The 23,418-nt window shown below is 44.7% G+C and carries 25 protein-coding genes and 1 riboswitch; of the genes, 8 read left to right on the forward strand and 17 right to left on the reverse strand.

Annotated features, from left to right (window positions below; translation table 11 throughout):
* Window positions 1–309: 309 nt before the first annotated feature.
* Window positions 310–416, forward strand: a riboswitch (TPP riboswitch).
* Window positions 417–492: 76 nt separating this feature from the next.
* The 4 genes from SDE_RS17805 to SDE_RS17820 are packed head-to-tail and all read left to right on the forward strand — an operon-like array spanning window position 493 to window position 4,361.
* Window positions 493–2,637: a TonB-dependent receptor gene (locus SDE_RS17805; protein WP_011469876.1), complete on the forward strand. Its 2,145-nt coding sequence runs from the start codon at window positions 493–495 to the stop codon at window positions 2,635–2,637.
* A gap of 58 nt (window positions 2,638–2,695) precedes the next feature.
* Window positions 2,696–2,947 (forward strand): YkoF family thiamine/hydroxymethylpyrimidine-binding protein, encoded by a 252-nt coding sequence (locus tag SDE_RS17810; RefSeq protein ID WP_011469877.1) that lies wholly within the window; start codon window positions 2,696–2,698, stop codon window positions 2,945–2,947.
* Entirely contained in the window at window positions 2,944–3,570 is a 627-nt protein-coding gene (gene pnuC / locus SDE_RS17815) for a nicotinamide riboside transporter PnuC (protein WP_011469878.1), read from the forward strand. Before SDE_RS17810 ends, pnuC begins: the two co-directional genes overlap by 4 nt.
* Window positions 3,570–4,361 carry a choline/ethanolamine kinase family protein gene (locus SDE_RS17820; RefSeq protein ID WP_011469879.1) on the forward strand — a complete coding sequence of 264 codons (792 nt, stop codon included), beginning with the start codon at window positions 3,570–3,572 and terminating at the stop codon, window positions 4,359–4,361. The genes pnuC and SDE_RS17820 overlap by 1 nt, the downstream gene beginning before the upstream one ends.
* A 74-nt stretch (window positions 4,362–4,435) precedes the next feature.
* On the opposite strand, the gene SDE_RS17825 is transcribed toward SDE_RS17820, so the two are convergent.
* The 10 genes from SDE_RS17825 to SDE_RS17870 all read right to left on the reverse strand — a co-directional run bounded on the left by SDE_RS17825 (window position 4,436) and on the right by SDE_RS17870 (window position 9,502).
* Window positions 4,436–4,753 (reverse strand): hypothetical protein, encoded by a 318-nt coding sequence (locus SDE_RS17825; RefSeq protein ID WP_011469880.1) that lies wholly within the window; start codon window positions 4,751–4,753, stop codon window positions 4,436–4,438.
* A gap of 109 nt (window positions 4,754–4,862) precedes the next feature.
* Window positions 4,863–5,297, reverse strand: a complete 435-nt coding sequence (locus tag SDE_RS17830) for a DUF2214 family protein (RefSeq protein ID WP_049762811.1) — start codon at window positions 5,295–5,297, stop codon at window positions 4,863–4,865.
* A 68-nt stretch (window positions 5,298–5,365) separates the two neighbouring features.
* Window positions 5,366–6,013 carry a 3'-5' exonuclease gene (locus SDE_RS17835; protein ID WP_011469882.1) on the reverse strand — a complete coding sequence of 216 codons (648 nt, stop codon included), beginning with the start codon at window positions 6,011–6,013 and terminating at the stop codon, window positions 5,366–5,368.
* Between the two features lie 65 nt (window positions 6,014–6,078).
* The gene (locus tag SDE_RS17840) at window positions 6,079–6,411 is read right to left on the reverse strand and encodes a PBPRA1643 family SWIM/SEC-C metal-binding motif protein (RefSeq protein ID WP_011469883.1); all 333 of its coding nucleotides are present in this window, start codon (window positions 6,409–6,411) and stop codon (window positions 6,079–6,081) included.
* 20 nt (window positions 6,412–6,431) lie between these two features.
* Window positions 6,432–6,683: an RNA recognition motif domain-containing protein gene (locus tag SDE_RS17845; RefSeq protein WP_011469884.1), complete on the reverse strand. Its 252-nt coding sequence runs from the start codon at window positions 6,681–6,683 to the stop codon at window positions 6,432–6,434.
* Window positions 6,684–6,793: 110 nt separating this feature from the next.
* Window positions 6,794–7,384, reverse strand: a complete 591-nt coding sequence (locus SDE_RS17850; protein WP_011469885.1) for a DJ-1/PfpI family protein — start codon at window positions 7,382–7,384, stop codon at window positions 6,794–6,796.
* Complete coding sequence (locus SDE_RS17855; protein WP_011469886.1) at window positions 7,381–8,004, reverse strand: hypothetical protein; 624 nt, start codon at window positions 8,002–8,004, stop codon at window positions 7,381–7,383. Before SDE_RS17855 ends, SDE_RS17850 begins: the two co-directional genes overlap by 4 nt.
* 34 nt (window positions 8,005–8,038) lie before the next feature.
* Complete coding sequence (locus SDE_RS17860; RefSeq protein WP_011469887.1) at window positions 8,039–8,590, reverse strand: RBBP9/YdeN family alpha/beta hydrolase; 552 nt, start codon at window positions 8,588–8,590, stop codon at window positions 8,039–8,041.
* Between the two features lie 28 nt (window positions 8,591–8,618).
* Complete coding sequence (locus tag SDE_RS17865) at window positions 8,619–8,906, reverse strand: YciI family protein (RefSeq protein ID WP_011469888.1); 288 nt, start codon at window positions 8,904–8,906, stop codon at window positions 8,619–8,621.
* A 62-nt stretch (window positions 8,907–8,968) separates the two neighbouring features.
* Window positions 8,969–9,502: an RNA methyltransferase gene (locus SDE_RS17870; RefSeq protein WP_011469889.1), complete on the reverse strand. Its 534-nt coding sequence runs from the start codon at window positions 9,500–9,502 to the stop codon at window positions 8,969–8,971.
* 165 nt (window positions 9,503–9,667) lie between these two features.
* Between SDE_RS17870 and SDE_RS17875 the strand changes: the two genes are divergently transcribed.
* Window positions 9,668–12,616 (forward strand): DUF748 domain-containing protein, encoded by a 2,949-nt coding sequence (locus SDE_RS17875; protein ID WP_011469890.1) that lies wholly within the window; start codon window positions 9,668–9,670, stop codon window positions 12,614–12,616.
* Window positions 12,617–12,732: 116 nt separating this feature from the next.
* On the opposite strand, the gene SDE_RS22105 is transcribed toward SDE_RS17875, so the two are convergent.
* The 3 genes from SDE_RS22105 to SDE_RS17890 all read right to left on the reverse strand — a co-directional run bounded on the left by SDE_RS22105 (window position 12,733) and on the right by SDE_RS17890 (window position 16,610).
* On the reverse strand, window positions 12,733–14,910 hold the full coding sequence (locus tag SDE_RS22105; protein ID WP_011469891.1) for a cellulase family glycosylhydrolase: 2,178 nt from the start codon (window positions 14,908–14,910) through the stop codon (window positions 12,733–12,735).
* A gap of 612 nt (window positions 14,911–15,522) precedes the next feature.
* Window positions 15,523–15,714, reverse strand: a complete 192-nt coding sequence (locus SDE_RS17885; protein ID WP_011469892.1) for a hypothetical protein — start codon at window positions 15,712–15,714, stop codon at window positions 15,523–15,525.
* A 20-nt stretch (window positions 15,715–15,734) separates the two neighbouring features.
* On the reverse strand, window positions 15,735–16,610 hold the full coding sequence (locus SDE_RS17890; RefSeq protein WP_011469893.1) for a LytR/AlgR family response regulator transcription factor: 876 nt from the start codon (window positions 16,608–16,610) through the stop codon (window positions 15,735–15,737).
* Window positions 16,611–16,779: 169 nt separating this feature from the next.
* Between SDE_RS17890 and SDE_RS17895 the strand changes: the two genes are divergently transcribed.
* Window positions 16,780–17,982: an acyltransferase family protein gene (locus SDE_RS17895; RefSeq protein ID WP_011469894.1), complete on the forward strand. Its 1,203-nt coding sequence runs from the start codon at window positions 16,780–16,782 to the stop codon at window positions 17,980–17,982.
* A 158-nt stretch (window positions 17,983–18,140) separates the two neighbouring features.
* Here SDE_RS17895 and SDE_RS17900 read toward each other — a convergent pair whose 3' ends face one another.
* From SDE_RS17900 to SDE_RS17910, 3 genes are all read right to left on the reverse strand, one after another.
* Window positions 18,141–18,434, reverse strand: a complete 294-nt coding sequence (locus SDE_RS17900; RefSeq protein WP_143710920.1) for a hypothetical protein — start codon at window positions 18,432–18,434, stop codon at window positions 18,141–18,143.
* 72 nt (window positions 18,435–18,506) lie between these two features.
* A complete protein-coding gene (locus tag SDE_RS17905) occupies window positions 18,507–19,625 on the reverse strand; it encodes a hypothetical protein (RefSeq protein ID WP_011469895.1) in 1,119 nt (372 codons plus the stop codon).
* 163 nt (window positions 19,626–19,788) lie between these two features.
* Window positions 19,789–20,994 (reverse strand): methyl-accepting chemotaxis protein, encoded by a 1,206-nt coding sequence (locus tag SDE_RS17910; RefSeq protein ID WP_041324871.1) that lies wholly within the window; start codon window positions 20,992–20,994, stop codon window positions 19,789–19,791.
* Between the two features lie 187 nt (window positions 20,995–21,181).
* On the opposite strand from SDE_RS17910, the gene SDE_RS17915 reads away from it, so the two are divergent.
* Window positions 21,182–21,964 carry a sulfite exporter TauE/SafE family protein gene (locus SDE_RS17915; protein ID WP_011469897.1) on the forward strand — a complete coding sequence of 261 codons (783 nt, stop codon included), beginning with the start codon at window positions 21,182–21,184 and terminating at the stop codon, window positions 21,962–21,964.
* A 113-nt stretch (window positions 21,965–22,077) separates the two neighbouring features.
* Here the strand turns inward: SDE_RS17915 and SDE_RS17920 are convergent, their stop codons facing one another.
* Complete coding sequence (locus tag SDE_RS17920) at window positions 22,078–23,094, reverse strand: GGDEF domain-containing protein (protein ID WP_226986448.1); 1,017 nt, start codon at window positions 23,092–23,094, stop codon at window positions 22,078–22,080.
* A gap of 107 nt (window positions 23,095–23,201) precedes the next feature.
* Here SDE_RS17920 and SDE_RS22745 point away from each other — a divergent pair, with 107 nt between their 5' ends.
* Window positions 23,202–23,384, forward strand: coding sequence for a hypothetical protein (locus SDE_RS22745; RefSeq protein ID WP_143710921.1), 183 nt, complete (start codon window positions 23,202–23,204; stop codon window positions 23,382–23,384).
* The last annotated feature ends 34 nt before the right edge of the window (window positions 23,385–23,418 follow it).

Raw genomic sequence — 23,418 nt, forward strand, 5'->3', positions numbered from 1 at the left:
CTTAGTAAAAAGCGTTATTGGCGCCAAATTCACCACCTATGCTAGCAGCCAACGCCGCGAAGCAGTATCGGCCAAATGGCTTAGGCCAAATTTTAAACAGGTACTACCGCGTATATCACACTTGGCTGCGAGGATAATAATTCTAGGAAGTAATACTGGCGCAACATGAACATGATAGTCCGCCCTAAGGCAAAACGGCGCCGTTTACACCCCAATATAACCACGCTCATTTTGACGTCAGCCCGCACCCTCTTTGGCCCTAAGCTGAAGCGAAGAATTCAAAAACTGCCCTAAGTGCGCTATGATTCGCGCGCTCCTTAGGGGAGGCTGCGAAGCCTGAGACTAGTACTTATGTGCTTATACCCTTCGAACCTGATCCGGTTAGTACCGGCGTAGGAATAGGATAAAAACTATAGGCAACTTAACAACTTCGAAGTTGCTCCCCCACGCATACAGCCGGGCCCTTGATCTTACCAATATAAAGGACCTGACATGAACACCTGCTTATCCCGTTTTTCTCTCACCAGTTTATCGCTAGCCGTTGCTCTTGCTAGCCAAACCTCATTCGCCAACGACAAATTAGAAGAAATAATTGTTACCGGTGAATTGCGCGATGCAAACGCACTAAGCGTTGCCAACAGTGTATCTATCGTAAATGCCAGCACACTGGCTGCGCGTAACACCCAACACCTAGAAGACGTATTCAACTTAGCGCCCAACGTTAACTACTCCACTGGCGCATCCCGCGGCCGCTTTATTTTGATTCGCGGTATCGGCGAGCGCAGCCAGTTCGTAGACCCAGTTAACCCATCCGTGGGCGTAATGTTAGACGGTATAGACATGACCGGCATTTCCACCGGTATTACCGCGCTAGACACTAAACAAGTGGAAATATTTCGCGGCCCACAGGGCACACTATTTGGCGCAAATGCGCTGGCAGGCTTAGTAAACGTTGTGAGCAACGATGTAAGCGACGCTCCCTCAGGTAAAATTAGCGCTGGCTTCGGTACCTATGGCGCTTTTGATGCAGGCTTAACACTTAGCAGCCCCATAAACGACGTTGCCGGCTGGCGCGCAGCGGTGAAACAAACCAATAGCGATGGGTTTATTGAAAACACCCACCTCGACCGCAAAGACACCAACAACATTGACGAGTTTAGTGCTAAAAATCTGCTTACTTTTGATTTTGGCAAAAGCCTCGCCATGCGCTGGGTTACCTACTACATAGATGTCGATAACGGCTACGATGCCTTCTCGCTCGACAACAATCGCAAAACCTTATCCGATGAGCCCGGTCACGATCGCCAAACCACCCTAGCTACTGCATTGCATACTACTTACAGCGGCTCAGATATGATTGACCTGGAAGTGGTTGCCAGCGTGGCGGAATCTGAAATTGAGTATGGCTACGATGAAGATTGGGCCTACCGCGACATTTGCCCAATCGATTCCGAATGCGAAGGACAGCAATACTCCACCACGGATAACTACGAGCGCGACAACAGCAATACCGCACTCGATGTGCGTTTAATTTCGAAGGGCGATAGCAAATTTGCTTGGGTTGCTGGTGCCTATGTACGCAGCCAAGATGTAGAGCTTACCCGCACTCACGTTAATAACGATTCCACATACGACTTTTATTCTCTACCTCGCGTACCCGAAGTCACCCCGTATACTAGCGATTACACCACCACCAACTCGGCAATTTACGGTGAAGTACGCTCTACCTTAAGCGCGACGACCACCTTAGTGACTGGCCTGCGCTTAGAAAGAATTAGTTCGGATTTCATCGACAGCAACGGCAGCACATTTAACCCAGGCGAGACGCTCTGGGGCGGTAAAATGGCGCTAGAGGTGCAAATAAGCGATCACGAAATGGTTTACGGTTTAGTGTCGCGCGGATACAAAGGCAACGGCTTTAATACTGAAGTTGACTTAGAAGAAGAAGATAAGACCTTCGATACCGAAACCATGGTGAACTTCGAGCTGGGTACAAAAGGCCAATGGCTAGACAATACCGTAACGGGCCAATTCGCGTTGTTTTACCAACTGCGTAACGATATCCAAGTGAAGCAATCTAACGCTTACGAGGAGGATGGTACCATTCAATTCATCGACTCCATTAACAACGCAGCTGAAGGCGTAAACTATGGTGCAGAGATGGAACTGCTGTGGAGCCCTGTAGAAAACATCACCCTATTTAGTAATGTAGGCCTATTGCAAACAAGCTTTAAAGAGTTTAGCAATACCAGCCATGTCGATGGTACCAAAGATATGGACGGCCGCGATCAACCCCATGCGCCAAACTACCAATACAGCACTGGCGCTACTTTTCAATTTGGCGATCTGCTAAGCGCGCGCTTTGAAATAGAAGGCAAAGATGACTTTTATTTCTCTGCCAACCACGAAGAAAAAGCAGGCGCTTACACTTTGCTAAACGCGAGAATTGCTTATCAATTAGATGAGATTGAATTTGCGCTATGGGCTAAGAATCTTACAGACGTTACAGTAGAAACGCGTGGCTTTTACTTTGACCACGAATTTGGTAACGACCCGCGTAAGTTTTACGCCGCCGAACCTTACAGCCAGAAAGGCGCGCCACGCACTGTTGGTGTAAGCGCCAGTTTAAGCTTTTAACAAATAAACACAGCTATGTTTACCCGCAATTGCGCGGGTAAACATGTAGAGGTAGCACATGAAACTAACCGCAGAAATTACCCTGTACCCACTGCAAGATTATTATTTAGATATTATTAAGGCCACCATCGATCAAATTAACACCTACACAGGCGTTGAGGTAAGTACTGTTCCAACCGCAACCATTATGGTGGGCGAATACGAAGACGTAATGCGCGTAATTAATGATATAGTGGCGTGGAGTTTTGAAAAATACGGCAAATGCGTATTCGTTACTAAATTTATTCCTGGTTACAACGCTTTCGAATGACAGATTTTTTTAACCAAGCCATTACCGGCCTGCTGCAACAATCGCCTATAGAGCACATTGCAGTGGGCCTTGGCTTGGCATACCTTATTTTAATTATGCGCCAAAATGTGTGGGGCTGGCCCTGCGCACTTATAAGTACCGCTCTATTTACCTATGTGTTTTGGGATGTTTCCTTATTTATGGAATCTCTTTTAAACGTGTACTACATGGGCATGGCGGTATATGGCTTTTGGAACTGGAACAGAGCGTCAGCCGACCAGCCCACATTACCTATTATTACTTGGCCTTTAAAAACACACGCCCTCGCTTTAGGTGCTATATTTATTTTAAGTGGGGCTTCTGGCTATTATTTAACAACAAATACTACAGCTGCGTGGCCCTACTTAGATTCCTTCACTACTTGGGGTGCAGTAATTACCACGTACATGGTTGCACAAAAAGTATTCGAAAACTGGTTGTATTGGCTAGTAATTGATGCGGTGGCCCTGTACTTATACATTGATAGAGGCTTGTACCCTACAGCCCTACTCATGGCGGTATACCTTATCCTAGTAGTGGTAGGCCTTATAACTTGGGCTCGCCTGCTACAGCAACAAGAGCCCCCAGCGTCGAACCATGCTTAATGACAAAAATAAGCCTGCTACAAGCACTTACGCAATGGCAACTGTGGCCGTTACCATTAAAGCAAGCACCAAGCCTTATAGAAAAAGTGCCCAATGGTTTAACCAACGAAAACTATTTAATTAAGGCACAGGGCAAGCGTTATAAACTGCGAATAAATTCGCCTTATTCCGCTATGCTTGGCATAGACCGTACGCGCGAGCACGCCATTTGCGATCTGCTTGCGCCGCACCAAGTAGCACCAAAGCTTATATATAGCTCACCCAACTACACTTACAGCGTATTTGAATGGGTAGAAGGTCGTACCTGGACTAAAGACGACTTCGAAAACCCACAACAAGTAAAGAAATTACTGGAGCTTGTAAAAAAATTCCAAGCTATTAACACGCAAGGCACAATCACAAGCTTAGATTACGCAAAACATTTAAATTACTACTACATAGAGCTGCAAAAGCAACCAAATAATACGTTAATTAGTTCACAGCAATTAGAGCAATACAGAAAATTTGCAGCCAAGCTAGATAGCGCGCAAGCAAGCCCCAGCTGGCCACCGCCACTGCTTACCCACCACGATATTACTGCAGACAATATTATTGAAAGTGTAATCGGCCCCGTACTTATAGACTGGGAATACGCTGCGATGGGGCACCCTCATTTTGATGCCCTGTGCGTAAACAAGCTAAGCCACAGCAAAGAGAAATTAAGTGATTTACTCGCAGAGATGTTGTATTGGGTAGAAACTTTTTGGTACGCCCTTAACGACTCACCAGAAAATAAACCTATTACGGAATAACTTTGGCGGTTAAATAGCAGCGTAGAGATGTGCATTACTACACGCAAGGCAAATACCTTGCGTGAATAGCAAAATTAAAACTCGTCGAGCTCTTCATCTTCATCGAAATGGTACAACAGCAACTCGTCACGCCCGCCATCTACGGGGTCGCACACAACAATACTCACCGACTGCAACCATTCGCCTAGCTCTTCATCGTTAAACATGCCTTTTACTAATTGCGACCACAACAAAGGCAGGTTTTCACTAAAAAAATTTAGCACCACTTCGCCAGTTTGTTTATCTCGGTCTACTTCTGGGTAGCGCCCCAAAGACTTGGCCAACGCGATAGCATCTTCTGGTTGAAAAGCATCGCTTTGTGAAGACTGAATAAGAATACTTAAGCTTTGCATAGAAAAAACTCGTTTTAGGTTAATGCGCCCATTATGGTACGGCTATTTGCAAATACCAAGCATAATAGCAGGCATTATTAATGGCTACATTGGACCCAGCCCCCGCAGGCTAGCCAAACCCAACACCGTGAGCCATAAGCACCGCCAGCAATGGTATAACAACCAACATGCACAACTCGATACGCACAATAGTAATAATACGTTTGGGCACATCAATCAGCTCGGCTTGTAGATCGCGCTGTTTAATAAAAAATAACGTCGGCACAACCGAAATAATACCCACCAATACAAATAAACTTACCTTTAAATGCAGTATCCAATTGGTATTGTAAAATGAAGAAGGCTTCCCTACCCAAAGCCATAGCGCCAACCCCATAGCCAAAACAAACAGCGCACATGCCCCATATACCAGGTCTAGCACGACAAGTTTTTTAAGTGTTTGCTTATCTATTTGCGGGCGCAATAACAAATGTACGCCAAACAGTGCCGCAAACATAATAAAAATGCCCACAAAGTGAAAATAACGCACCGATAAATCAATCACTTGGTTAACCTCCATTTAATGTACAATTGCATTTCTTGCTGTATTAACTAATGTCACACTACTAGCAGTTATTGCTTTGCTACAAATTTTTCTAACAGGCCATGCACCGACTTTTTAGGCGTTTTAGTTATTTTTTGAATAAGCGAAAACGGCACATGGTTTAAGCCGTAGGCTTGCTGTAACTGCATTAACATAACCATCCACACTTTGGCCGTCATTTCAGAATCGTACAGCGCCCGGTGAAATGCACCATCGCTTTGTAACTTGGTGTGTTTTACCAGTGTACCCAATTTATGGTTTTCCGCATTGGGAAATAAGCGCCTGGCGGCCAATAGCGAACAAGTAAAGTCACCACTATAGCTGCGTCCAATACGGTACAGCTCGGCATCTAAAAAACGCTTATCGAACGAAGCGTTATGAGCCACAAGATTATCATTACCAATGTAATTGGCGAATGCATCCATCACCTCATCACACGGCGGCGCTTTGGCGAGCATGCTGTTATCTATACCCGTATAACTGGCAATAAAACCTGATATTTGGAAGCCGGGGTTCATCAAGGCCTGAAAGCGATCGACAATTTCGCCATTGTGCAAACGCACCGCGCCTATTTCTATTGCTCTATCTCCCATATCGGGAGATAACCCTGTTGTTTCAAAATCGAGTACAACTACGCTATTGGCTAATGGTACATTTTTATTCCCCAAGGCACTCATGTTCACTCACATTACTTATTTTTAATTTTAAATATTCGTTATTATCTACAGGCTTTCCAACCAAACTAGCCACAACACTTTTTATATTTTTTGCCACTGCCGCATAAGCATGGGTCGTTGCGATTGGGTGTTTTTTCTAACACGACGGTTTTAGGGGTAGCCAGTACAGCATCTAATTGCTGGATATTTTCTTCTGTGGCTGCATCCACATGCACCACAGCAAACACCTCGTGCTGATCTAATAATGCTTTAATTTCTTGCTCACGTTCAGCGTTATCTACCCAAAGCTCAATGGGGTTATGCTCGCTACCGGGGTTTGCCTCGGGCTTGGTTTTGTTACCGTAACTGCGGTAATCTTGCCTCGCATCCACACGCCCCTTAAAGAAAAACTTAGACATAGTATTTTCCTACGCTGCAATTATTCAGCAGGCTTTTCATCAGCTTTTTTAACGCGAATATTACTCGCTCCCACTTTTGCGCCATTTAAGCTTTTAATGGCAGCCTTTGCATGCCCAGGGTTAGGCATTTCTACAAAGCCAAAGCCCTTAGATTGGCCGGTGGCTTTATCCATAACGATTACGCACGATTGCAGTGGGCCAAAGGCTTCGAAAAGCACGCGAATTTCGTCTTCGGTGGTAGACCGATCTAGGTTTCGAACAAGTAGTTTCATGGGGGATTCTTTTGTAAAAGGAAATATACGGCCACAGGCCGGAGGAATGCGGCCATATTAACAGAGTTAACTTGGCGCCGCAGATGATATTAAGAGGGCTTTCACAAAGACTAGGCGTTAGATTTAACCCAATCGTATTCCATTTGACGAGCCGTCGCTTCGGCTAGCGGCTTACTATGTAGTTTACTGACTAAAAACAAGCTCATATCTATACCCGCCGATATACCAGCAGAGGTTGTAAGGCGTCCTTCATCGACCCAACGCACATCACTCTGCACATTTAATGCTGGAAACTGCTTGCGCAAATCGGCGATATCTTCCCAATGGGTGGTAACGCTTTGGTCTGTAATAATGCCCGCCTGCGCCAATAGAAATGCCCCAGTACATACAGAAGCAACCCACTTAGCTTTAGTCGCCTGCAAGGCCAACCACGCCACCACATCGCTTTTGTCCATTTCGTCAGTGTGCACGCCACCCACCACTAGAAGTAAATCAATGGATGGGTGGTTGCTAAAGTCGTACTCTGGCAGCACGCGATACCCACCCCGCGCCACCACTGGCTGCAACTGTTGCGCCACTAAAAAAACATTAAACGGCGTATCGTTTTCACACATTCTAGTGGCTGTACTAAACACCTCAAACGGCCCCGAAAAATCTAACACCTCGGCACGATCATAAATATAAATGCCAATATTAATCATCGGGAATAGTCCTTTTTAGATACAAATTTTTCACGCAAGTCGCGCGGCATACCCCAAGTAAATTGGGCCAATATTTTTTCGTTAATAGTTTGCCACTGCGGTGCATCTTTACGCGATAACACGCGTTGATTAGATTTTAAGAACTGATGTATTTCAGCCACATTGTGGTAGCTAGGCCATAATTCAGTAGCCTTGCCAAACGAGTCGATAGCCAACTTAATATCGCGATTAAGTATCGCCTCAAAACCCTCCCGCTCTAGCTTTTCCACTGTTTGCGCTCGGCTAACTTTCACATCTGGCGCTTGCGCGGCATAGGCGGTAGTTTTTACCTGATCTAGCTCTTTGGTGAGCTGCCTTTCTATTACAGCTATTTTATCTAGCACACCGTTGTCATTACCATCACACGCCTGCGCAACCTGCTCTTTAAGCGCATCGAGCTCGGCTTGATAATTATCGGATACAGCTTCTACCTGCTTGCCAATTTTCAATCCAAAAGCATCTACTTCCCTGCTTTTCAAAATTTCAATTAGCGCTTCGCCGTAATAAAGAAAAGACAATGCCAATAAAAGTGGCCAGATAAGTACTTTTATGTAATCTAAAGCTAGCTTTGCTGCGTCCATAGCGACTCTCCTTTGCAATGGGTTAGGTACCGAATTACAACATCAATTGATTCTTAAACTTAGCCAAATACACTTTACCTTCTGGCCAATCGTTAATATTAGAAGCGATATTAATATGCCCCACGGCCCCAGCGCTAATACACTTTATTTGCCAAGCATCGGCAAAGTACTGTGCGCGCTCGAAGGTTATATACGGGTCGTTGGTACTGGCAATAGCCAGGCCGTTCACGGGAATAGGGGTTAAGGGCGGTGAACTAAAACCTTGAATAGCGGTGGGAAAGCTTTTATCTAGCACATCGGGGTAGGCAACCAACAGCGCACCAGTAATTTTTGTAAGCGAGTGTTTATTTTGTGTAGCGCACCATTCTATAAAAGTATTGCACCCAAGGCTGTGAGCAATAATGAGTACGGGTGCAGTCAAAGGTGATAACACTGTATCGAGCGCGCTTACCCAGTCGTCGCGATTGGGGTTATCCCACGCTTGCTGCTCTACCCATACACTATTTGGCGTTTGTTCAAACCAAGTGCGCTGCCAATGGCCACAAGTAGAATTGCCATAACCTGCCAGAAAAACGGTTGTTACCATTATTTGCTCCTCGCAAATTACAGAACACCTATTCAAGTAACGACGCGCAACTTTTAGCTGCCATAGTAGGAACAAACTCTGTAACGTCGTATTTTGCCACCCCCGCAATACTAAAAGGGTCTAGCGCGATAAGTTCGTTTACCTCGGCAACACTGCTGCAGTTCATTAATATCACGCCGCCGGTTCGCGGTACCTTTCTACCAGATAAAACAAACTTGCCCGCCTCGTAATGCGTATTTAAATATTCGATGTGCGCGTCGATGTGTTCATCCACTTCGGGCAGAGGCTTTATATAGGTAAGCGCAACGATAAACATAACTTTTCAACTTCTAATTGCTAACTATTAGTTAATGGCTACTAGCTACTATTGATTAGCGATTAGCTATTAGCTCCCTGAGACTTAAATGCCACGCGGTTATTTACATCGCGGCTTGCTCTAATTAACTCGTCGCCATTGGCGCTAAGTGAGGTAAGGTTTTTTGCCTGTCTGTCGTATAGCACCACATTCACAGTGGCGGCTAAATTTAAACACCCCTTGGTAGGAATATAAACCGCTGCGTCGGCGGCATCAATAATACTTTGGTTAATCGTGCCGTCCTCGGGGCCAAATACATAAAGCGCATGCTCTGGGTGGGTAAAATCCGGTAGCGCTACAGCCCCTTCAATTAAATCTACACACACAATTTTAACCCCTGCGCTTACCGCTGTAGCCAAGTTATCTACACCACGTAGAGGTATATGCTGGCTAGCTTGCTTGGTATCGGTATGAAACTTTGCCGCTTTACTATACCGCTGCCCAGTGTAAAGTACGTAATTGGCGCCGAAGCACCCAGCAGCACGCATAATTGCCCCAACATTGGTGGGGCTCTTAGGGTTAATTAAGCCAATACCTACACTCGTTTTTTCTGTCATCTAAATAATCTACACCCAATGATACATTCTGCGCTGGCACGTTTTGGCCACTGCGCTATAACTAAACCGCATGGGCGCAGTATACCGGATAACTCTAAGCATTCGTTATAATGCCCAACTGCTCATTTTTACGCTTTTACCCCTATTTCAAGCAAGGTGCCGTACATGGATAACAGCCCAAAACAACTAGCCAAAATGCCCAAACGATGGAAATGGCTGGGCATAATATTAAGCCTATACGCACTGGCGGGCTTTTTACTGGTACCTTGGGTAATTAGCACCACGCTTACCGACCTAACCCAAAAGCGGTTGCAGCTAACTAGCCACATAGAAAAAGTGCGCTTTAACCCTTTTACCTTCACCCTACAAATAGATCAGCTTGTGCTGCAGCAACCCGACGGCAGTGAATTTGCAGGTTTTGATAAATTAAAAGTTAACTTTCAAACTACCAGCCTTTTTTATTGGGCGTGGAGCTTTAAAGAAGTACATTTACTTGGGCTACACAGCACCATAGAGCGCCAAAACGAAATTGACAATACCCTAAGCACTCTCGCACAACGCTGGCAAGCCAGCGCCGAGCAACAACAAACTACGGCGCCCCCGGCAAACGCCAACGACACTTTACCCCGCATTCGTATAAGCGATATTCAGTTTTCTATAGCGCGTATAGATTTGCTAGACCAAGTACCCGCTACACCATTTGCAACCCAGCTAGGCCCTATTCACTTTGGCGTTAGCGATTTTTCTACTCTGCCAAATAAAACCGGTAAACAGGAATTTTCGTTCGCAACCGAGCAGGGCGCAAAACTTAGCTGGAGCGGCAACATAAGCCTTGCCCCCTTGGCAAGCGAAGGCAGTGTGGCAATAGAGGGCCCGTATTTACCGCTTATTTCTGACTACCTGCAAGACACGCTAAATTTTAAGATTTTAGCAGGTGATTTTGATATTGATTTTAATTACGCCATAGCCGAAAGCAGCAACGGAATTAATGTAACCATAGATAAAATACATGCCGGCCTTCACAACCTAAACCTTGTTAGCGATAACGGCGAGCCACTGTACAAACTAAAAAGCCTCGCAGTAAGCAATGCGATAGTGGAGTGGCCTGCGCAGCGTGCTCATATACCAGATATTGCACTTAATAACGGTGAGCTATGGGTGAGCAAACACAGCGACGGCATTATTAATTTAACGCAGCTAATAAACACTGAGCAGCCCAGCAGCGCCCCCACAGAGAAGCCAACGCAAGCCACGAGTGAATCATCAACACCCTGGCAAGTTACCACCCACAAAATTAGTATTAACAACTGGCAGGTACAATTTAACGACAACAGCATTGGCTCGCCGGCATCCATTCTTGTTGGGCCTATCAATATTTCGGCTAAGAATATAGGCACACAAGCCAATCAGCTTATTGGTATTGATGCAATTTTAGGCATTACAGAAGGCTCACTCTCACTCAACACCGAGCTGCAAATAAACCCTGTTGCGAATATCGCGGGCACCTATTCAGTGGATTCCATTCCCCTACAATTAATACAGCCCTACTTGGCCGACTATGCGAAAGTTGAATTGCAAACAGGGCTACTTGCAATACAAGGTACACTTGAAGGCGAAACACCCACGGCTATAACAACCCGCGCCGACTTGCAAATAAGCCAGCTAAATATAATAGAGAACGTGACTAATACTCGCCTGCTTGGGTGGAATGAACTAAATGTAAACGATGTGTATGCAGCGCCACATAATAACGAAGTAAATATCGCGAGTGTTGCGCTAAGCGAAATGTATGCAGATTTTGTGATTGCAGCAGACAGTACAACAACTATTGATCGCATTATGGTCGAAGCAAAGTCTACCAATACTGAACCAGAATCAACCCCGTCAGCTACAGACGAAAACTCAGGCCCACCAATGGCGTTAACTATAGGTAAAATCGAAATTTTACAAAGTGCGGGACATTTTGCTGACCTCTCATTACCACTGCCTTTCGATACTCATATAACCAAACTACATGGCGAGCTTTCAACGCTTGCCAGTGCAAGCACGCAACCTTCGCAACTTAGTTTAGAAGGGCAGGTGGATGAGTACGGTTTAATGCGTGCCAATGGCTACTTAAGCGCAATGGACCCCACTAAAAATTCCGATATAAAATTAGTGTTTCGCAATGTGAGCGTACCCAGCTTCTCCCCCTACTCTATTAAGTTTGCAGGCAGAGAAGTACAAAGTGGCAAGCTCGATTTGAATTTAGAATACAAACTAAACGACGGCAAAATGCAAGCCAACAATAATGTTGTGCTCTACGACTTGGCATTAGGCAAAAAACTCGACCAGCCGGGCGCAGTTGATTTACCCCTCGACTTGGCTCTTGCGCTACTAAAAGATGGCAACGGTAAAATAGATGTCGATTTACCCATAACTGGCGATGTAAACGACCCCAAATTTGGCATTGGCAAAGTAGCAGGCCAAGCTATAACTCGCTTAATTACCAACATTGTGACATCGCCCTTTAAATTATTAGCTAGCTTGGCAGGCTCAAGTAGCGAAGATATTGGCAATATTGCGTTTGATGCAGGCAGCAGTAATATTACGCCACCGGAATTAGAAAAAATTTACGCTTTAACCAAAGCGCTGGCGCAACGCCCCAATTTACAGCTTAGTATTGGCGCCGCCTTCGAACCCAAGCTAGACGGGCGAGCACTAAAAGCAAAGAAACTCGACGCGCTACTTATTGCAGAAGCCGGTGAAAATAGCAAAGTGCTCACCCACCCTAAAACACTGCGCGCATTAGAAAACCTATATAAACAGTACCGGTTAGAACCGTCCCTTAACGTGCTTGAACAAAGTCACACCAAACAATCACAAGAGGGTAAGCAAACTGTCGATACCTTAGCCTACGCCAACCAAATTAAAAATAAGCTAATCGATCAACAACCACTAGATCAAATAGAACTACACACACTTGCCAAAGCGCGCGCACAGGTTATTGAAAACGCTATTACAGAAAAAAATATTGCCATAACCAAGCAAATACAGCTGGGCGAGTTAGAAGCCGTAAAGGCAACCAAACAAAAACAAATTATTACCGAGTTAGAAATTAACGTAAAGAAGTGACTTAGTGAACCTCTGATTGACGACCATAAAAAAGCCGGCCCCACTTGCGCAGGGCCGGCCTCTGTTTACTTAAAATGGCAACTAACCTCTAACAATTAGTCACCTACAGCTTGAGATTAAATACCCCAAAGCTCTTTAAGTAAGTTAGTTTTGCGAGAATCGAAGTCTAACCAACGCCCCCAACCTGCATCGTTAGAAACAGGGTCGTACTCGTGACCATACCAACCGCCAGTGTCGCCAGACTCTGGGTTAATTGACCAGTAACAAGCTTGGATGTTTTTCTCAACCATGTAGTCAACAAACGCTTCTTGCCACTGTCTGTCGATTCCAGGGGTGATGTGGCTCCACATATCTTTTTCTGCTTGGCGCGTGCCATTTGGCCAATCCATGTTGCCACCAAACTCACCCACTACCATGGCAAAGCCTTGCTCACGTAAGAAGCCGAAATGCTCATCCCAACCAGCTGCTAAGGTTGCATAATCGATAACAATTTGACAGCCAGCTTCAGCCGCCTCATCACCTTCTAAACCAACACACTCTGGATCATTCGGGTCCATAAATTGACGCTGAACAAATACAGATGGGCCATAGGTATGCGGTGAAATAACTAGACGATCTTTTGGAATATTAAGCGGAGCAGTTTGCGCAGGATAAAAGTTTTCGCCCCAGTTAGGGTTAGAAGACTCGTCTCCATGTGGCACATCAACACCAGCACCCGTGCCGCCTGCAACACCCTCAACAAAGATTAGAATATCTGGGTTAACTTCGCTAATGGCTTGATAAGCGCTTTCAGAAAGTGCTTTCCACTCTTCCCAAGTGTAATCCCATGGTTCGTTAAAAATATCGATACCGATAATATTATCAACGCCCAAGGATTCAGATAAACCAGCAATCTCACGCAAGTTGTTTAACCAAATTTCCTCGTTGTACTCGTGCACAGTTACACCTGGGCCCACATTGGTGCCACAAGAATAATCTTCACGGGTAAAGTCATAACCCACTCGCGTTGCATCCACATAAGGAGGCTCTGCATCTAAACGGCCTGCACGCCAACCCACGTAGTTACTACAAGAGTGAATATCAATTAGCACTTGAATGTCATTTTCGTTAGCTTGAACAATGAAGTCTTCTAACGCTTGACGTGCATTGGTTTGCTGCACAGATTCGTGATTTTTAAGCACGCCGCCGTTGCGCACATCACCCACACCTTGAGGGTCGTTAGGGTTTAATGTTTGCGGTGCAATAGGCAAGCGAACCATGTTGATACCTTGGGCGGTAATTTCGCTCATGGTTTGCTGAATAGTGCGGCCACTATCTACCCACCACATGTTGCCAACATATAATTCAAGCGGCGCACCGCCTGGGTTATTTTGCGCATCTGAAGGCTCGTGCTGGCCCTCTAGACCAAACCAGTTACCACAACGAACAGGCAGTACTTCACCATTTTTAGTAATATTACCGGTAGCATCTACGCGGAATACTCCACCACCACTTGAAGACGACGAGCTAGTGCTAGAGGTTGAGCTGCTGCTAGTAGAGCTTGTGGAACTTGATGAAGTGCTTGAAGTACTACTTGTTGAGCTCGATGAAGTACTTGAAGTACTAGATGAGCTGGTAGACGAAGTGCTAGAAGAACTTGAAGAACTTGAAGAACTTGGGCAACTATTAATTACACCACCATTGCCAGATTGGCTGTTACAAGTAGTGCGACCAATACAGCTTTGATTGTTTTCCCAACCCCAACCACTGTCTTGATTATTACATAATGGGCGCGGTGCATCTTGATACCACTTACACATTTCTACACATTCACCACCAGAGGATGAACTGCTAGAGCTAGTAGAAGACGTGCTAGAAGAACTTGTAGATGATGAGCTTGTGCTAGAAGTAGAGCTGGATGAAGAGCTGCTAGAAGACCCCGTACCGCTACCTACACACGTTGGCGTTGCCAAGTTACCATTTGAATTGCCCTGAAAACCAAAGCTGGTGGACTGACCATTACCCAAATTGCCATTCCAACTAATATTAGATGCACTAATTGTATTGCCGCTAGTACTCAAAGCTGCGTTCCAGCCATTTGTCATTTGCGGGGCTGAGGCAAAATTTAAATTTACGGTCCAGCCACTAACAGCGCTACCGCTGTTTGTAACACGAACATCGGCTTGGTAGCCACTATTCCACTGGTTAAAGTTCGTTACTTCGCACGTTACGTCTGCAAAGGCTACAGGCGATAAAGCTATCGCAACTGCAGCACCCACAGTACGCAAAGGCGTAAAGAGAGTGTTGATTTTCATTATTTATCCTCATTAAGGAAGAAGTGTTATCGCAAACATGATGCCCTTGTTTTTATAACGGGCTTAATAGTTATATTGATTACGCACATTAAAACCGCGCGCTTTCGGGTGGCACTGAGCCTTGTGAGCCATGCCACCAACAGTAATTAATTACTGCGTGTGCCAAGGGCATTACTGTTATTACTTTTATTAGAATACGTTGATGAACAACCTAGAAAAAAGAAAAAACGACTAAACAATCCATATTTATGGCGCATAAAAACGGCCAAAGAAAAGAAAGACAGTAAACCGCCTTAACGCCTTTCTAGGCGCTTGTATACTACACAAAATCGGTTACATGACATAGCAGTTAACATGCAAAATAACATTTATTGAGCGAATAACATGAACTGATTCTTCTTTTAATGATAAAAAGAAATAAATAAAAAGCGGGGTTATTTGGAATCGTAAAAACCGAAATGAGGTTTAGAAAAGTACACTACTGGCAATTTGGCGCACAAATACTCATTCCAGATAGCTTGCGACCATACTAATAATTACACATCCTCCCAATCCCAATAAAGTGGCACCGCAAGCATCATCCAACTAACAAATGCCACACACTCTAATTTTTCAACCACCGTGCTCTGGCAACTTATCTAACACAGCAATAATAAGCGTTGCCAAAGGGCCAATAAATAACGAGATAAAAAACCACAACAAACCGCTGCGGTTTTTACTTTGCGCCAGCACACAATTTATTAGCGCAAGTGTGCCTACTCCCACAAAAAACTGGCTACCTTGGTAAATAATATCGCTTTCCATTCTTCCCCCTTAATTCGTTTTTAACCTGCTGCAGTTGCACTCGTTGCGCGAAAATTATCGCGGTAGCGTCGCGACAGTGAGACTTCTGCTCCACTTGCCAAATAAATAGTGTAATCACCCGAATCGAGCGGCTGCAAATGCGTCACCCGATTTATATTCACAATAGCGGAACGGTGCACGCGACTAAATACCCCCTCCGGTAACAATCGCTCTAACTTCGTCATAGTAATGCGCATAGGGTAAACACTGTTTTTAACGTGCAAATTCGCATAGTTGCCGCTGGCTTCAACCCAGTCTATATCTGCCACGGAAATTAAGAATTCTTTGCCTAGCTTTTTAACCAACAATCTATCGGGTATTGGTTTTGTACTTGTTTCACTTTCTTGCACATAGCTCGCCTCCCCTTGTAGCCGGCGCACAATAAACTGAAAGCAATTTATTACAATTAAAATAGTGATGTAGGTCATTGCATCCTTACGCAATTCATATAAAAACTCGTAAACCACATTACCAAACTTATACTCCCACCCTACTAGCCAGTAACATAGCTTTCTTAGCCACACCATACCCGTCACATGTATAACCGAGAAAGGTATAACAAGGGCAGCATGGGCAGCGCACACACCCAGTAGCGGCAGCTTGGCTTTTAACTTTTCGTCGATGCGCGCTATGGGCCACACCGCCAAAACAATAAGCACAATACTGCTTAACTCCCAGCAAAAGGGTTCCCACACGGCTAACTCTCTACCAACACGTTTAGCCTCCATCAAATCGGTGGTAGCTAACACCAAGGTATTCAATAGCATCCACGCTGAAAGAAGGCCAATAGCCCACCGATTAGGGTATGTAATAAAGTTATTTTTTAGCCGCTCGGCATTTGGTAATTGTTTACTCACACTCAAACCCAAGTTTCTCAGTAATTTTCGTCACAGCTATCTGCCACTTATCACAATTTCAATTAATTCAATCACTTAAGCGTACTGCATTTACCCCAACACTCGCACACTAAAGTAACCATTTTGCGCTATAGCGCTAGAAAATACACGTTACAAAAGAGAGATAGCAATGCAACAAGGTATACAGCATTGGGCACATACGCGTAAACACGAGCTAGATTGGTTGCGGGTATTGGCCTTTGGCTTACTTATTATTTACCACATAGGTATGGCCTATGTGGCGGACTGGGGCTGGCATGTTAAAAGCAGTCACCAAAGTGAATTTTTACAAAACCTTATGCTGTGGTCTAATCAGTGGCGAATGCCTCTGTTATTTATAATTAGTGGTGCAGCCGTTTCGTTTCAGCTTGCTCGCGAGCCAAGCTGGCGATTTGCTACAGGGATAACTGGGCGTGTGCTGCCCGCGCTATTCTTCGGAATGTTTATTATTGTTGCCCCACAGGTGTATATAGAGTTAAAAAGTAAGGGCCTGCTAGCGGACACTAACTTCTTTAGTTTTTGGCAAGACTACGCAGGTTCCGCCGTTGGCCTAGGCGAGCCTCTGCCCCCTGCCTACATTCGCGGTGCATATACAAACCTAACCTGGAACCACCTGTGGTACCTGCCGTATCTACTCGCATACAGTCTTGTGGCATGGGCTATTTACCCACTTATATGCAACAGCTACACAGCCAAAATTGCACCTGTAATTAATGTATTACCCAAAGCAAGCATTGGGCTTGGTCTATATATACTACCTATCGCCACACTCTTTATTATTGGCGAAACACTTTGGCAGGCCTATCCCACCACCTTTGACCTAGTCAATGACTGGTACAACAATGCGCGTTATTTTTTCGCTTTTATTTTCGGTGTACTCGCAGTTCGCAGTACCACGCTATGGCAAGCCATTCATCAGTTACGCACCTTATCGGTAGTGGCTGCAACATTAACCTATGCTTTAATTTTATTTTTTATTCATGGTGGTGAGCTAAGCACGTATATACCATGGCTAAATAATTACGAGAACACAATTCGCAGCATACTATGGCCTGCAAATACTTGGCTTTGGCTAATGACTGTACTAGGTTACGGGCAGCACTTTTTTAACAAGCCAAATAAGTTTATTAGCAAAGCCAACAAAGGTGTTTTCTGTTTTTACATTGTGCATCAAACAATAATTGTTGTTGCTGTGTACTGGTTTAGTTCGTATTCACTGAGCCCTTGGTTAGAGCCCATTTTGGTAACTGTAATTACCGTAACGGGTTGCTTAGTATGCTATTGGTGCGTGCCCCGAACAGCGTGGCTTAAAAAGCTATTGGGGGTGAGCTAAGGAACAATTAGAAATTCGACAGAGTAGGAGGGGTAAAAACACACCAAAGTTAGCATCCATTTAAGTACTAACTTTGGCGACAGTATTTGTATTGTGAGGAGACAATCGCCTCCTCATAACACTTAATGCAAAAAACTGAGCAAAACAACTAAATAGTATCAGACGTCATTAGCTGATTGTTTAGAGCAGGTAACAACGCCTACAAGCTCATAGTAATAATATTGCCCAGCCGCGGAAGAAAGTGTTCTATCTAAACGCTCATATAAATAGTCATAGCCCTGCGGGCAAAGTTCACTTGCTCTCTGATGCCAATGCGACTTGATAGTATCGACAAGATTTACCCCACCCGTAAGCTCGTATTTTAATGCGTATACCCCTTCAGCACTAATGCTATCGGTATAGCCCCCAGCATGCAGGTTACTGGAGGTTAATGGACCATACCTAGGGGTCACGCAAGAGCACAAAAGAAGCGAGCTCAATAAAAATGCATAACGCAGTGCTTGAAACATCACTCAACAACTCTACTACTTTTTCTTATTAGCAGCGCGAATTTCTTTCACTTTATCAAGGTTGTCTTTTGAATATTGAGTTGCGTTAGCCCATGTAGCAATTTCTGTTACTGCTGCAGGCCTAGATTCAATCCCACCAGCCCCATAGCCACTACCAACAATAATCACTCTTCTTCCATTTTCATCTACTTCAACTTCTTTATCTTGTCCTTCAAAGGAAGGGACATCTAAGCGATGAAAGTCTTGAATGATGCTTTTAGCAAAAAAGTCGTGCGCTTTTTTAACCTCTTGCTTCAAAAGCTGGGCATCATCTGCCAACCAAGTACGAATAAGAAAAATCGACATTTCTGATTTACTCAGCTTACCATCAGTCGCCTCTTCCATCTCTTTTTTATACTTTTTGAAATCATCCGAACCTTCCACAGGTAACTTTCCGTTTTCGTCGGTATAGCGCTCTTTTATCTGTGAAACTAACTCTTGTTCTATTTCGGGAGACACGACAGGTAGCGCCAAGGTATCTGAGTAGTAATTGAAATTATTTAGATAAATCGCTCCAGATAACTCAGACTTGGGCGGGGATTTGCCATCGAAGTCGTAGGGAGTCACATATTTGATTTGGTCATTCCAATAGCCTGCAGTTGCACTTACTTTTAACTGGCTCGCTTCCTGCGAAAGTAAGTAACTAACACCCACAGTAAGCTTTTTATTGGTGTCTTCAGGCTCAAGCTTAACGACACTATTCACTGAATCAAACGTTACACTGTAGCCTTCGCCAGAAAGCTCTTTACTTGCGTCTTTTAGGCTATTAATCAGCGACTCATTTAAATAGTCTGTTGAGGCTGCCGCTGCCACCTCCTCAGCAGCTTTACTTGCACGAGAAGAGGGCCCTGCGTTAATAATTGCATCCATAGTCGCGGCAACTATCGCTCCAATAAAGCCGTATTGCGACCCTGTTGCGCTGCTATCTACGCGATACCATGACACACCTACACCGTAATGGTCTTGATTCACGACAACATCCGCAGACTTAACCACAGCTAGGCCTTCATCTGTCATTGGACGCTTAACCGGATATTGTGCAATTGAACAACCGCCAACGGCCATTAAAGTCAGTAGTAAAATTATTTTATTCATCAACAATCCCTATAAAAAATAGACGGACATTACCAAATAATGATTCCTACGACAATTGTTTAATTTACACACTACGACATAACGCTTTTCCATCCCCACACCAGCTAAAGCCTAAGCCATGCTACTGGAATCGAGTCCGCTAACGCATAACAGGTGCAACTGACTAACCTTTCGTTTTAAATTTATCTATATGTTCCTGTAGCAGCCGCCCCTCAACTGCAACCGAATCGGTCATTTTCATTGTGGTGGTCGCCTGGCTCGCCAACTGCTCAGAATCATCTTTAACCGCACAAATGCGGCGATTAATCTCGCTGGAAACCGATGTTTGCTCTTCTGTTGCAACCGCAATTTGCGTGGCCATATCGGTAATGCTGTCTAGTTCACCTTTTAGTACGTTAAACGCTGCAGAGGTTTCCATTACTATTTCAACTGAGCGCAAACCTTCTTGCTGTAATTTGGCCATGTTTTCCGTTGCAGAATCGGCACCGCTCAATAGCGATTGAACTTGATCTCGTATTTGTTCTGTCGACTCCTGTGTTCTGCGGGCCAAGCTTCTCACCTCATCGGCCACTACCGCAAACCCCCGCCCCATCTCGCCTGCTCGGGCAGCCTCAATTACGGCATTCAGCGCAAGTAAATTTGTTTGCTCTGCTATGCCTTGAATAACGTTAAGTACACCACTTATTTGCGTGGCTTCATCATTTAATACACCTACCACCTTGGAAGTGTTACCCAGCTCTACGGTTAGGCTCTCCATTAACTCACGGCTTCTATCGGCATTTTTAACACTAGAAACAGAAATTTCGTGGGCTTTTTGCACAGCTTCAGACGTATTCTGAGCCATGTTAGAAACTTCCTGAATAGTTGCTGTCATTTCATTAACGGCCACCGATATACTATCTGTAGCCGTTAACTGATTGCCAGATAGCTGCAATGCTGTGCGCATTGCCTCTGCCGTTTCTACATTTATGTTATTCATAGAAGAGGCATGGGTTCGCACACCTATTAGCGCCTCATTAAAGCTGTTTACCAGCATATTAAAAGCTGCACCTAGCTCGGCCAGCTCATTGTCCCCGCGCTCATCTACCTGCAGCCCCATATCTTTAGACTCGGCCAAATGAATAAACGACTTAACAAATTGTTTTAGTGGCTTCGAAATACTTGAAGCAATAATATAAGACACAACCAGAATACCGATTAACACTACGAACAACAGCGCTACTGTTTGGTAAAATTCTGCGTTGGCGTGAGCCACCTTTTCATCTTTCACTCTTACTAATTCGGCTAGCACTTCGCGCTGTAATGTTTTGTAGCCTGAATTTATCGCAGGCGACACGCTAGACCAGCTTAAACCGCTATGCAAAGTCATAGGTGTTTGGTTGTTCGAGACTAGCTTTCGGGCCTTACTTAGCAAGACCATATTATTTATAGCCAACCAATCTAGCGCCCAAACTTAATAGCATTATCAATATTCAAGCAGTACTGCTAATCTGCGCAGCGCGTGAATACCTGCTTTTGGTGTATCACCATACATATTATTTTTAGAGTAGAGCAGCATGGAATTTTTGTACTTTTTTGCGTTAGCTGGTTTGCTAGTGGGGTTTGTTGTTGGCTTAACAGGGGTGGGCGGCGGCTCGCTTATGACGCCCATACTCATTCATTTTGGCGTTTCGCCTGCTGTGTCTGTTGGCACAGACTTACTCTACGCCGCCATTACCAAAGGCGGCGGTATTTACGTACACCATAAAAAGCGCAATGTTGATTGGCGTATTGCAGGCTTACTATGCTGCGGTAGTATTCCCGCTGCACTGGCGACGCTTTGGTTTTTAAGCGCTAGCGGGTTTGATTCCGAAACAGTAAACACGCTTATTAAAGTGGGCCTAGGCTGGACCATTTTAATTACCGCTTTCGTCATTTTATTTAAGCAACAAATAATGCGTTACAGCCGACAAAACGATATATGGATAACCCGACTAACCGGCTCACATCAAAATGCCGCCACGATAATAGTTGGGTTGGTAATGGGGGTAATCGTTACGCTTACCTCTATTGGCGCGGGCGCGCTGGGAACCGTTGCTTTATTTTTGCTGTTCCCGTTTTTACCTGTTGTACGCCTTGTAGGAACCGAAATTGCGCACGCAGTGCCGCTTACGCTGGTAGCAGGCTTAGGCCACGCCAGCGTGGGAAATGTGGATTGGAATTTACTGTTCAATTTACTTATCGGTTCGCTACCGGGTGTATTTGTTGGTAGCCATCTTGCCCATCGCGTTTCAGATAAGTACTTGCGCCCAGGGTTGGCGGTAATGTTGATTTATGCGGGGAGTAAGTTGGCTTTTTAGGCCAATAATGAATATTCTTTCAACGTTATTTATTTGCTACGCCACTGCATCCCGAGTGCCACCCGCCTAAACGCGGTAGATACGGACACTACAACCGCGCCTCGAGGTTGATACTAGGACGTATAAATAGCAATATTTCGACCGGTTTCTTTAGCCTTATACAAAGCCTTATCTGCACGGCTAAGCAGGTCAGATGGGGTGTCATCCAGCTTGTATAAAGTAGCCCCTATGCTAACCGTTACACGCCCTACCCCGTTAAATTCACTACCCTCTATTTTCTTACACAAATTTTCACTCAAGGCCACAATACTTTGTTTATCCACCTCACTCGCAACAACAATAAATTCTTCTCCGCCCCAGCGAATTACCGTATCGATTTTACGTACCGATTGCAGCAGGTCTTGCGATATTTGTTTTAATACATTATCCCCAGCTTCGTGTCCGAAGGAATCATTAATGCTTTTAAAGAAATCTACATCTATTACCAACAACCCAAAAGATCGGTTATAGCGCTGCTCGCGCGCCATCTCTTTATTAAGCACAATGTTCAATTGATTGCGATTGTAAAGGCCGGTTAACGGGTCGGTAACAGCTAGGTGTTGTAACTCTTGCTGACTAACAAAGAACTGCTTGCGGGATCTATCAAGCATAAGCGCCCCCAAAAAACCGAACGAAAAGCTGCATGCCAACCAAAATACATGCATTACGTAACTACTCTGTTGCTCGATAAAATAGAAAGCCGACCCAGCTAATATACACAGCGCTGTAATGGCACTGATTAAGGCATAGCGAAAAGTCATACCAGATACAACGAATATCCACACCACACCCAAATAGGCTTCGGGTGCGAACGGCGTGTAATTTACCAGCTTGCTAGCAATAACCGCATGGCAGGACATGGATACAATGGGTAGGGCAGCAAAGGAAGGCATTACATAGCGATAAAAACGCTGCTTATAGGCCAAAAAGCTTAACCCCAATAGCAATGGAACATTTACAAAAATATGCAGCTTAAACATTAGCACTTCTACTTGCTCGCTAGCCCAAGGTTTTTCCAAAAATGCAAAGGCCACGTACAATACGGCAGTTAAAAAGCTAATAGCAGATATTTGAATTTGACGTGAAGACATGTCCCAATGGGCGTAGCGCCTATTAAAATCATGCTTTGAAATACCGCGAGTGGGCTCGAGAAGAGAGATGTACCTAAATAATTGCTGCATAATTGGCGTAAACTCATGTGGATTCCGAGAGTTTAGCGTTTAAATCAGACCAACACAAAACCTTAGGCCCCATGAACACATGGCAAACAGTGGGCTACTCTTCAACCAATATAGTCACAGCAATCTATTTTGATTCCTCTGTAACGCCATTCACTTTTGAACGACAAACCTCTGGTGCACCTTCAGCCAACGATAGATAGTAAGTACTCAGAACAACAAACGTAGGTAATTTTG

Origin of the sequence: Saccharophagus degradans 2-40, from assembly GCF_000013665.1 — a bacterium.
Taxonomy (GTDB): domain Bacteria; phylum Pseudomonadota; class Gammaproteobacteria; order Pseudomonadales; family Cellvibrionaceae; genus Saccharophagus; species Saccharophagus degradans.